Genomic DNA, 10,362 nt, shown 5'->3' on the forward strand with positions numbered 1-10,362 from the left:
GGATGACACAAGCAAGAAGCCCAAGTTGCGCTGTGTCCTCCTCGGTGGACTGCCGCTTGCCGGCTTCGCCGAAGAGCCCGCGCTGCGCGCGGAAGAGCGGCTTGCTGGTTACCAGTTACGGCCGGTGGGGAGGTCGGTTAGTTCTGGCCTGGACAGGTGGTGGACTCGGTAGCGTTGGCCGGCGTCTGCTGGTGCTTCGTTTGTCCAGAGGGTGAAGCGGACCAGTTCCCAGTTCCGGGTGTCCACTACCAGGGCGGTCGAGTGTAGGCCTTCCGTTGGGCGCTTTAGCTCGTCCAAGGACTCCTCGATCAACGCCACCGGGTCGGCGTCTGCGGGCACGTGCCAGGTTTGCTTGGTTGCGGACCTCGGCGTGATCTCCAGGTCACCGGTCTCGAATCCCACGCCGGTCCACTGCTGCACCACCGGGCGTCCGAAGTCGCGGCTCAGGCCGGCGAAGCCTGGTCCCCACAGGAACGTGTTCATGCCCTCGACCGTGCGCCACAGGTAGAAAGGTGCGTACTGGTTCACGGGCGAGTCGTCCACGCCTCGCTCCCGCACCAAGTAAGCCTTGCACGCCAAGCCCGGCCAAGCATCCAAGGCCGAACCCTTGGTGGCGACGCGTTGGTGGATGATCGACATGTCGTAGTCGGCGGGTAGCGTGATCTCGTAGTGCATTGCGTGCATCAGACAGTCCCCCTCCTGTACCCCGCGCCTGTCAGCGGGTACTGCTCCCGGTAGGCCGTGAGGTGGCCCCACGGCGTGGTTACGGACTCCGCTGCCAGCAGGCCGTGGACCAAGGCTCGGGCGAATGTGTGTCGTGCGGCCTCCATCACGGCCTCCACCTCGCCGTCGTGGGTGCCGGTGGATGCTCCGAAGACCGTGTCGCCGTCTGGCATCCCGTGGGCCGGGTTCACCGCCAGGGCCAAGCCGTCCTGGCCGGCGGCAGCGAGTGCGTACGCGGGCACTCGGGCGTTGGTGGCGACTACGCCGATCACGGTGTTGAACGGGCGTACGACCTGGGGCAGCTCGCGGGCCAGGTCGTCGCCGGCTGGGGGTGGAAACTCGCCGGGTAGGCCCCAGCGGTGAGCCAAGGGCAGGCCGGTGGTGACATCGAGGCCTGAACCTGCGGCGTTTAGGGCAGCTACTGCGCCGACGACTACACCGCCGCCCAGCTCTACGCTGGCGGTGCCTAGACCGCCCTTCAAGGACACGTTCATCGCGCCTGTGCCTGCGCCGACGTTGCCCTGTGCCACCTCGACGCCGGCTGCGCGCACGGCTGAGGCACCCATCTCCGGCGTCGGATAGGTGTCGAACACTCCGCCGCGTCCCAAGTCGTACAAGGCCGCTGCGGGCACGAAGGAGCCGATCTCCGCTGCCGCGCCGTCTGCCGCTGCCAAGCCGTAGGCGCTGCCGCCGGTCAGCAGGACGCATCGCACGGTTCGGCCGCCGTGTCGGGGGTCGAGTGCTGCTGTGTCGCGGGTTGCGGGTGCGCCGCCTCGGACGTCCACAGTGCACACCGTCCCGGGTGGGAACAGCACCGCCGTCGACCCGGTCAGCGCGCCGTCACCCATGCGGGTGGAGTGGCCGACCAGTACGCCGGGCACGTCGGTGATCGCGTTGCGCACGTCCGCGATGCTACTGATCGGGTGAGCGGACGTTAGTCGAGGCGGTTTCCGATCTCGCGGACAACCTCCACCAAGAGGTCCACGTCCTCGTCGGTGGTGCGCCAGTTCACGATGGCCGGGCGCAGGGCGACCACGCCCCGGTACACCGTGGTCCCCGCGTACACGCGCCCGTCCTCGACCAGTTCCGCGCCCAGCCGCCGGTTCAGCTCGTCCAACCGGTCCTCCGGGACACCTGCCGGTCGGTACCGGAAGCACACGACGAACAAGTTCACCGGGGCCATCAGCTCCAGGTCGGCGGACGCCTCGACGATCCGGCCCAGCCGCACGGCCAGGTCCCGGTGCCGCTCGACCATCGCCCGGTGCCCCGACCGCCCGTACGCGCGCAGCGTCGCCCAGATCGGGAGTGCCCGCGCGCGCCGCGACGACTCCGGCCCGAGCATGTTGTAGTTGACCAGCTCGTCGTCGGGGGCCGGCAGGTACGGCGCGTTCCAGCCGCCGAAAGCCCGTCCCAGCACCGACGGGTCCTTCACGAACACGAAACCGCTCTCGTACGGCACGTTGAGCCACTTGTGCCCGTCCGCCGCCACCGAATCGGCCCGCTCGACACCCTGCACCAGGTGCGCAGTCTCCGGTGACAGCGCCGCGAACAGGCCGAACGCCCCGTCCACGTGCAGCCACGCGTCGTGCTTCTCGACCAAGTCGGCCATCGCGTCCACGGGGTCGAAGTCGCCGGCGTTGACCTCGCCCGCGTTCGCGATCACCACCGCCGGACCCGACGCGGCCAGCTCCCGGTCCAGCGCGGCCAGGTCGATCCGCCCGGCGTCGTCGCGGACCAAGGTCTGCACGCTGTCGCGCCCCAAGCCCAGCAGCTGCAACGCCTTCCGGTCGCTGGCGTGCACGTACCCGCTGGAGAACACCGGCATCCGGGGCAGGCCGACGAGCCCGTCCGCCGTCACGTCCACGCCGTGCCGCGCCGCCCACCAGTGCCGTGCGCACGCCAGCCCGGTCAGGTTCGCGAAGGTCGCGCTGGGTGTGAGCACCCCGCCGAACGTCTCCGGCAGCCCGACCAGCTCGCGCAGCCACCGCAGCACCACCGTCTCCGCCCGCGCGGCCAGCGGCGAGGTCAGCCACAGGCCCGAGGCCTGGTCCAGCAGCGAGGTCACCCAGTCGCCGGCCTGCGCGGCGGGGGTCGAGCCGCCGACCACGAAGTGGAAGAACCTCGGACCGGACGAGTGCGTGGCCGCGCGCGTCCCGATCCGCAGCAGTTCCGCCACCGCCGCCGGCGCGCCCTCGCCGTCCTCGGGCAGCGGACCGTCCAGGTCCTTCAGCAAATGCGCCTGCGTGGCATCGCGGACCGGCAGGTGGGGCAGCGCCGCCAGGTACGGCCCGGCCGCCTCCGCCACCAGCCCCAGCGCCTCGGCGGCGTCCTGTCGTCCCATCAGCGGATCGGCCATCGTGGCAGAGTAGACGCCGATGAGCACACGTGGGCGTTTCCGGGGCAGGGCGGTCGATCCCGCCGTCGACGCGTTCCTGGGCATCCGGTACGCCGAACCGCCCTTCGGTCCGCTCCGGTTCGCCGCGCCGGTCCGCGCCGACCACTCGGGCGACTGCCTGGACTTCGGCCCGATCCCGCCGCAGTCCGTGGAACTGCCCGGCGCGCCGGTCTGGCGCCCCGGCGACGAGGACGTGCTGACGCTCAACGTGTGGGCGCCCGCGCACGGCGACGGCCACCCGGTCCTGCTGTACCTGCACGGCGGCGCCTACACGTTCGGCTCCTCCGCCCAGCCCGACTACGACGGGGCCGCGCTCGCCCGCGCCGGGCTGGTCGTCGTGACCTGCAACTACCGCGTGGGCTTCGAGGGCTTCGGGCACGTCGAGGGCCACCCGGCCAACCGGGGCCTGCTCGACCAGCGGGCCGCGCTGGACTGGGTCCGGGACGAGATCGCGACCTTCGGCGGCGACCCCGACACCATCACCGTGGGCGGGCAGTCCGCCGGCGCGGGCTCGGCGTTGTTCCTGGCCGACGCCCCGGGTGTCCGCCGGGTGATCGCCCACAGCGTCCCGGGCAAGTGCTACACCGAGGGCTTCGCCCGCCGGGTCGCCGAGTGGATCGACCCCACCACCCCGGAGTCCGCCGTGGCGTCCGCCGACGTCCTGATCGCCGCGCAGAAGTCCGGTCCGCTGGCCTACGACCCGGTCCTGTTCGGACCGGTCGCAGACCGGCTGCCGGTGCCGCCGCCGCACGTGGACGCGCTGTTCTGCCACACCACGTCCGAGTGCCGTTTCTTCGAAGCCGTCGGCACCCTCGCCCCGGTGCGCACCGACGAGGAGTACGCGCGCTACGGCCGGGAGAACGGCGTGCCCGCGCACGTGCTCGACGGCTACCGCGCCCTGTTCCCGACCGTCGCCGACGCGTTCGTCGAACTGCTGGGCGACAGCGTGTTCACCGAACCCACCACCCGCCTCGCCGAAGCCCACGGCCGCGCGCACCTGGCCCGGTTCAGCCGCGCGCCCGGCTGGCACACCGCCGACGTCCCGTTCTCGTTCGGCAACCTCGCCGGCGCGGACTTCCTCATCGGCGGCCCGCCCGGACCCGCCGAGCACGAGCTGTCGGCCCGGATGCTCGGGGCCTGGGTCGACTTCTGCCGCACCGGCGACCCGGGCTGGACCGGCGTGCACCACTGGGGTCCCGAGGTGGACCTCTCGGCCCGGCGCGCGCTGTGGCGGGACGTCGACCTGGAGGCCCCGGTCGACTACCCGGTCATCGGAACCGGCGTTCGCCCGCCCCGACCGGCACCGTGACGACGTTGCCCTCCGGCGGCTTGGGGCAGGTCCCGTAGGGCGTGAGGTGCGAGGGCATGTTCAGCGCCCGGTTGAAGTCCAGCCGCACCCGGCCGTCGGCCGGCGCGTCCGCGAACAGCGCCCGCCACGCCGAGGTCTGCTCGCCGTTGGTCGCGTCGTGGAACAGCGCCTGCACCCGGTCGCCGGCCAGCGTGAGGACCAGCCGCTGCGGCTGCCCGTCCACCTCGAACGTCGCCACGCCCACCGCCGTGAGGTGGTGCTCCAGCCCGTCCCGGGCCGCGCCGACCGTGACCGTCTCGGGCTCGGGGTAGGCGTCGAAGTCGGCGTCCACGACCCACTTCGGGGTGAAGTCGAACGTCGGCACGCCGGCGAAGGTCGCCAGGTCGGGGTGGCGCGGGTCGCGCACCCGCAGCCCGTACCGGCCGGTGCGCAGCACGACCTCGACCTTCACCCCGTCCTCGCCGTCCACCAGCGTCGACCCGGCCTCGGCCAGGGTGTACTCGGTGTCGCCGTGGCGCGCGGCGGTCCCGTCCGTGCTCCACTCGCCGGGCACGCCCGGGAAGGACCGCGGGGTGGCGTCCAGCCAGTGCAGCGCGCTGATGCTCAGCCATCCGTGCGGGTCGCGCAGCCCGTTGTCGCGCTCGACGCGGAACGCGGCCCACTCGGTCTCCAGGTCCTCGACCGTGGTCATCGGTGTCCTCCCTCGCGAAGTTCGTCCACCGGCGAATCAACCACGCCCCGCCTCGCCCCACCACCGCGTCCACATGCTGATCAGGTCTCGACAGGACCCGAACGGGCGATCACGCCGACCAGCGCGGCGGCCTCGGACTCGCGGTTGTCCGCCAGGGCCGCGATCGCCCGCGACAGCACGTCCACGACCGGGTCGGCTTCCTCCAGCAGGGAGCGCAGGCGTCGGCACGACTCGGCGGCGGAGACGACGTTGCCCGCCCGGAAGTGCAACGCGACCGCTTGGCGCAGGTGGCCGCGCGCCCGCCCGTCGCGGCCCGCCGCCGACTCCAGCCCGGCCATCGCGTCGGCGACCTTGGCCAGGCCGTAGAGGTCGTCGGAGCGGGTGTAGAGGTCGTGGGCGAGCAGGTGGTGGTGGCGGGCCTCGGCGGGCCGGCCCAGCGTCTCGCACGTGCGGCCCAGCAGGTGGTGCGTGCTGGCGGTGCCGGCGTCGTCGCGGACCTCCAGGCGGCCGTAGAGGTCGAGGGCGGCGGACGCGGACCGGAGCGCCGCGTCCGGTGCTCCGGCACCCAGTTGGACGGCGGCCAGGCCGTTGAGGGCGTTCGCGCGACCCGGCACGTCACCGAGTTCCTCCAGCGTCCGCAACGCGTCGACGTACCCCTCCACGGACTTGCCGTGGTCGCCGTTCTCGAAGTGCGCCCGTGCCAGTGACTGCCGCAACCGCACCTCGACCGACCGGTCACCGCCCCGGACCGCCTCGACGGCGGCGGTGTGCACCTGGATCCAGTCCCGCCACCGCCCGGTCAGGTGGGCGAAGTTCGGGATCGTCCACGCCAGCTGCCAGGTGTGGGCGTCCAGGCCCTCCCGCCGCGCCAGGGCGGCGGCGGCCAGCACGTTGTCGTACTCGGTGGTGAACCACGCCAGCGCGTCCGCCCGGGTGGCCAGCGCCGGCAGCAGCTCCGGGCGCAGGCAGGGTTCCAGCGGCACCGGGCGGCGGTGGCCGTTGATCAGCCGGTCGGCGCGGTTGGCGGCGTGCAGCTGGTGGTTGAGCAGGGCGATCCGGCTCGCGGCCCGCTCGGCCGGGTCGATCGCGCGGGCCTGCTCGGCGGCGAAGGCGTAGGTCAGGGTGTGGAAGGCGAACCGGCCCGAGGACGTGCGGCCCAGCAGGTGGCAGCGCACCAGCTCCCGGATCGTCTCCCGCGCCCGGAACGTGTCGCCGCCGGTCATCGCCGCCGCGGCGGCCACGTCGAACTCCGCGCCAGGGTGCAGCGCCAGCGTCCGGAACTCCCGCTGCACGCCCGCCGGCAGGTTCTCGCAGGACAGCGAGAGCACCGCGCGCAGGTCGCCCACGTCGGCCAGCCGCAACGCGTCCAGCGCGCCGCCCCGGCTCTCCAGCTCGCGCACGATCGCGTCCAGCGACTCGGCGGGGTCGGCGGCCCGCGCCGCGACCACGCTCAACGCCAGCGGGTGACCACCGCACGCCGTCACCACCCGCGCGACGGCGGCGTGCTCGGACCGGACGCGGTGCGTGCCCAGGTGCTCGGCCAGCAGCCGCACCGACTCCGCCGGCCGCAGCGGCGCGACCGGGATGCGCTCGGCGCCGTGCTGCACGGCCAGGCCGTCCAGCCGGTGCCGCGAGGTCACCACCGTGAAGCAGCCGCGTGAGGACGACAGCAGCGGCCGGACCTGGTCGCTGCCGCGCGCGTTGTCCACGACCAGCAGCAGCCGCCGCTGGTCCAGCACACTGCGCAGCAGCGCCAACTGGTCGTCGGGGTGGGCCGGCACCGACGACAGCGGCACGTGCAGCGCGCCCAGGATCAGCCGGGGCGCTTCGGCCGGGTCGACGGCCGGCCGCGTCGGGTCGAAACCCCGCAGGTCCACGTACACGTGCCCGTCCGGGAACAGGCCGCGCACGCTCGCACCCCACTGCACCGCCAACTCGGTCTTGCCGATCCCCGGTGGCCCGTCCAGCACGCACACCCGACTGCCACCGGCCGCCGTGGCGAGCGCGGTCAGCCGGTCCAGCTCACGCCGCCGCCCGACGAACCGGTGCGCCGGCGGCGGGAGGTTGTGCGGCACCGGGACCCGCGGCGACGCCGACCCGATGGTGATGTCGCCGTGCACCGCGCCCGCCTGCACGACCGCCCCGACGGTGCCCGCGCGTGCGGCGTTCTCCGTGGTCACAGGAGCCCCCTCCCGACACGGCGAGCGTATCGGGAGGCCGGTGCGGGGAAGCGGGAATGCAGTCGAACGGGCGGCTGCCGAGCGGGCGGTTCGACCCGCTCGGCAGGGGGTCAGCGGGTCTCGTCGCGCTCGCGGCGGATGGTCACCTTGCGGCCCTTGATGGTCGCACCGCGCAACGCCGTGATCACCTGCTGCGCGGCGGCTTCGGGCACCTCCACCAGGGAGAACCGGTCGGCGATCTCGATCGCGCCGATCTCGCGGCCGTTGAGCCGGGCCTCGCCCGCGATCGCGCCCACGATGTCCTGCGGCCGGATGCCCGCGCTGCGCCCCGCGCCCACGAACAGCCGGGTCATGCCCGCCGTGGGGCGGCGCGGCCGGCGTTCCCGCCGCTCGCCACCCACTGGAGCGCCCCGGCGGTCCCGGTCACGCGGCACGAACTCGGGGATCTCCTCCTCGTCGGCCGCCGCGCCGGTCGCCTCGTGCGCGAGCTTGACCGCCGCCAACGCGATCTCCACCACGTCGAACTCATCGGCCAGCGTCTCCACCACGACCCGGAACCCCTCCAGGTCGTCCTCCAACAGGCTCTCGTGCAGCGCAGCCCGCGTCAGCTCCAGCCGGCGCGCCCGCAGGTCGGCGACGGTGGGCACCTTCTCCATCTGGATGCGCTGCTTGGTGACCCGCTCGATGGTCTTGAGCATCCCGTGCTCACGCGGCTCGGCCAGCGTGATCGCCACACCCTCGCGACCGGCCCGCCCGACCCGGCCGATGCGGTGCACGTAGGACTCCGGCGCGGAGGGCACGTTGTAGTTCACGACGTGCGTGAGCTGCTCCACGTCCAACCCGCGCGCCGCCACGTCCGTGGCCACCAGCAGGTCCGCGGTCCCGTTGCGCAGCCGCGCCATCACCCGGTCCCGCTGCTCCTGGCTGATGCCACCGTGCAGCGACTCGGCCCGGTAGCCCCGACCGTTGAGGGTTTCGGTGAGCTGGTCCACCTCGTCCCGGGTCCGGCAGAACACGATCGCCGCCGTGGGCGCCTCGACGTCCAACACCCGCCCGAGCGCCGCCGGCTTGTGGGCACGCGGCACGACGTAGGCGCTCTGCCGCACCCGAGGAGCCTCACCTGGCTCGGTCTGCTCACGCCCGATGGTGATGCGCACCGGGTCGGTCAGGTGCTGGCGGGCCAACCGGTCGATGCGCGGCGGCATGGTCGCGGAGAACAGGACGGTCTGCCGGTCCTCGGGCGCTTCGGCGAGGATCGAGTCCAGGTCCTCGGCGAACCCCATGTCCAGCATCTCGTCGGCCTCGTCCAGGACGACGATCTTGAGCTTGTCCAGCTTCAACGTGCCCCGGTTGAGGTGGTCCACAGCACGCCCGGGCGTGGCCACGACAACGTCCACACCCTGCTCCAACACCCGCAACTGCCGCCCGATCGGCTGCCCGCCGTAGATCGGCAACACCCGCGCACCCAGCTCACGCCCATACCGGTGCACGGCCTCGGACACCTGCACGGCAAGCTCGCGAGTCGGCACCAGGACCAACGCGAACGGCTCGGTGTCGGCACGCGGCTCGCCACCCATGCGCTCCAACACGGGCAGTGCGAACGCGGCGGTCTTACCGGTGCCGGTGGCGGCCTGGCCCAGCAGGTCACGGCCTTCCACCAGCGGTGCGATGGCCTCCCGCTGGATGGGGGTGGGTTCCTCGTAGCCGAGTCCGGAGAGCGCCCGCAGCAGCTCGGGGCGCAGCCCGAGATCGGCGAAGCTGGTCCTGTCGTCGTCGGGCGCGTCGGCGGTCATGGGGTCAAGTTTCGCTGATCGCCCGTGAACCGCTCGGCGAGGGGGTGCCGTGGCGTGCGCAGGACCGTGCCCATGAATCGGTTAAGGTCTGCGCGGCCCGCCGGCTGCGTCCGGCTCCGGTCCCGGCCTTGGGGAGGACTTCATGCTGCGGTGGGGCGTTCTGGGCGCAACGGCGTTCATCAGCACCCGGGTGGCTCCCGCCATCCACCGCACGGACGGCAACCAGGTGGTCGCCGTCGCGGCCCGACCTGGTCGGGTGGAGGCGTCTGGGCGGTTCGCTTCGTCGTTCGGTGCGCGGGTGCATGACGGGTTCGAGGCGTTGCTGGCTGATCCGGATGTGGACGCTGTGTACATCGCGTTGCCGAACTCGGAACACGTGCCGTGGACTTTGCGGGCTTTGGCGGCGGGCAAGCACGTGTTGTGTGAGAAGCCGTTGGCGTTGTCGGCGGTGGATGTGGAGAGGGTCGAGGCGGCGGCTGGGGGGCTGACCGTGATGGAGGCCTACATGTACCGGTTCCACCCGCAGCAGCGGCGGGTGGTGGAGTTGCTGGCCTCGGGTGTGATCGGTGAGCTGCGGGTGGTGCGGGCGGCGTTCGCCGGGTTGATGGATCCGGTGGGGAACATCCGGTACGTGCCCGAGTTGGGTGGCGGGGCTACTTGGGATGTTGGTTGTTACGCCTTTGATGTGCCCTTGTGGGCTTTTGGTCAGGCACCGGTGAGTGTGCGGGCGCGGTTCCATTCGAAGGATGGCGCGCCTGTGGATACCAGCGGGGTGGCGACTCTTGGCTTTGGTGATGGTCGGGTTGCGCAGATTGATTATGGGTTCGACTATGGGCCTTGTGCTCGGTATGAATTGCAGGGGACGCATGGGTCGATCTCGGTTCGCAATGCTTGGACTGGGGTGGATGAGGAGTGCGTGATCACTGTTGTGACGGGTGAGGGGCGGACCGAGGAGGTCGTGCCGGCTGCCGATGCTTATGAGTATCAGGCGGCGGCTTTTGCGGAGGCGGTGCGCACGGGGACGCCGCCGCTGGTGACGTTGGCTGACTCGAAGCGGACTGCTCGGGTGGGGGAGGCGCTGGTGGAATCAGCCCGAACCGGCACCGAGACCCAACTCTGACACCACGGCACTTCCGCCGCCCCGCAACGACTCTGACGTGCACAACACCACTCCCGGCGCGCGCAGCGCGCACGTCGCGCGCGCAGCGCGCGGTAGGTGTTACCTACAAGTGGAGGGCCTCGGTTCCCCCACCGTATGGCCTGCCCGAAGG

The 10,362-nt window shown here is 72.3% G+C and carries 8 protein-coding genes; 2 read left to right on the plus strand and 6 right to left on the minus strand.

Features of this window, described 5'->3' with window-relative positions:
* Positions 1 to 108 precede the first annotated feature (108 nt).
* Genes WBN91_RS37555 through WBN91_RS37565 form a run of 3 tightly spaced genes read right to left on the minus strand, consistent with a single transcriptional unit; the run spans position 109 to position 3,079 of the window.
* Positions 109 to 684, minus strand: coding sequence for a DUF4865 family protein (locus WBN91_RS37555; RefSeq protein ID WP_337729044.1), 576 nt, complete (start codon positions 682 to 684; stop codon positions 109 to 111).
* Positions 684 to 1,625 carry a P1 family peptidase gene (locus WBN91_RS37560; RefSeq protein WP_337729045.1) on the minus strand — a complete coding sequence of 314 codons (942 nt, stop codon included), beginning with the start codon at positions 1,623 to 1,625 and terminating at the stop codon, positions 684 to 686. The genes WBN91_RS37555 and WBN91_RS37560 overlap by 1 nt, the downstream gene beginning before the upstream one ends.
* 32 nt (positions 1,626 to 1,657) lie before the next feature.
* The gene (locus WBN91_RS37565) at positions 1,658 to 3,079 is read right to left on the minus strand and encodes a pyridoxal phosphate-dependent decarboxylase family protein (RefSeq protein ID WP_337729046.1); all 1,422 of its coding nucleotides are present in this window, start codon (positions 3,077 to 3,079) and stop codon (positions 1,658 to 1,660) included.
* Positions 3,080 to 3,098: 19 nt separating this feature from the next.
* Here WBN91_RS37565 and WBN91_RS37570 point away from each other — a divergent pair, with 19 nt between their 5' ends.
* Entirely contained in the window at positions 3,099 to 4,427 is a 1,329-nt protein-coding gene (locus WBN91_RS37570) for a carboxylesterase family protein (protein WP_337729047.1), read from the plus strand.
* On the opposite strand, the gene WBN91_RS37575 is transcribed toward WBN91_RS37570, so the two are convergent.
* From WBN91_RS37575 to WBN91_RS37585, 3 genes are all read right to left on the minus strand, one after another.
* Positions 4,387 to 5,118 (minus strand): DUF1684 domain-containing protein, encoded by a 732-nt coding sequence (locus WBN91_RS37575; protein WP_337729048.1) that lies wholly within the window; start codon positions 5,116 to 5,118, stop codon positions 4,387 to 4,389. The genes WBN91_RS37570 and WBN91_RS37575 overlap by 41 nt on opposite strands.
* A gap of 80 nt (positions 5,119 to 5,198) precedes the next feature.
* Entirely contained in the window at positions 5,199 to 7,298 is a 2,100-nt protein-coding gene (locus tag WBN91_RS37580; RefSeq protein WP_337729049.1) for a tetratricopeptide repeat protein, read from the minus strand.
* A gap of 110 nt (positions 7,299 to 7,408) precedes the next feature.
* Positions 7,409 to 9,091, minus strand: a complete 1,683-nt coding sequence (locus tag WBN91_RS37585; RefSeq protein ID WP_337729050.1) for a DEAD/DEAH box helicase — start codon at positions 9,089 to 9,091, stop codon at positions 7,409 to 7,411.
* 142 nt (positions 9,092 to 9,233) lie between these two features.
* Between WBN91_RS37585 and WBN91_RS37590 the strand changes: the two genes are divergently transcribed.
* Positions 9,234 to 10,211 (plus strand): Gfo/Idh/MocA family protein, encoded by a 978-nt coding sequence (locus tag WBN91_RS37590; protein WP_337729051.1) that lies wholly within the window; start codon positions 9,234 to 9,236, stop codon positions 10,209 to 10,211.
* Positions 10,212 to 10,362 lie beyond the last annotated feature (151 nt).

This window comes from Saccharothrix sp. CCNWYY140 (genome assembly GCF_037401995.1).
GTDB lineage: Bacteria > Actinomycetota > Actinomycetes > Mycobacteriales > Pseudonocardiaceae > Actinosynnema.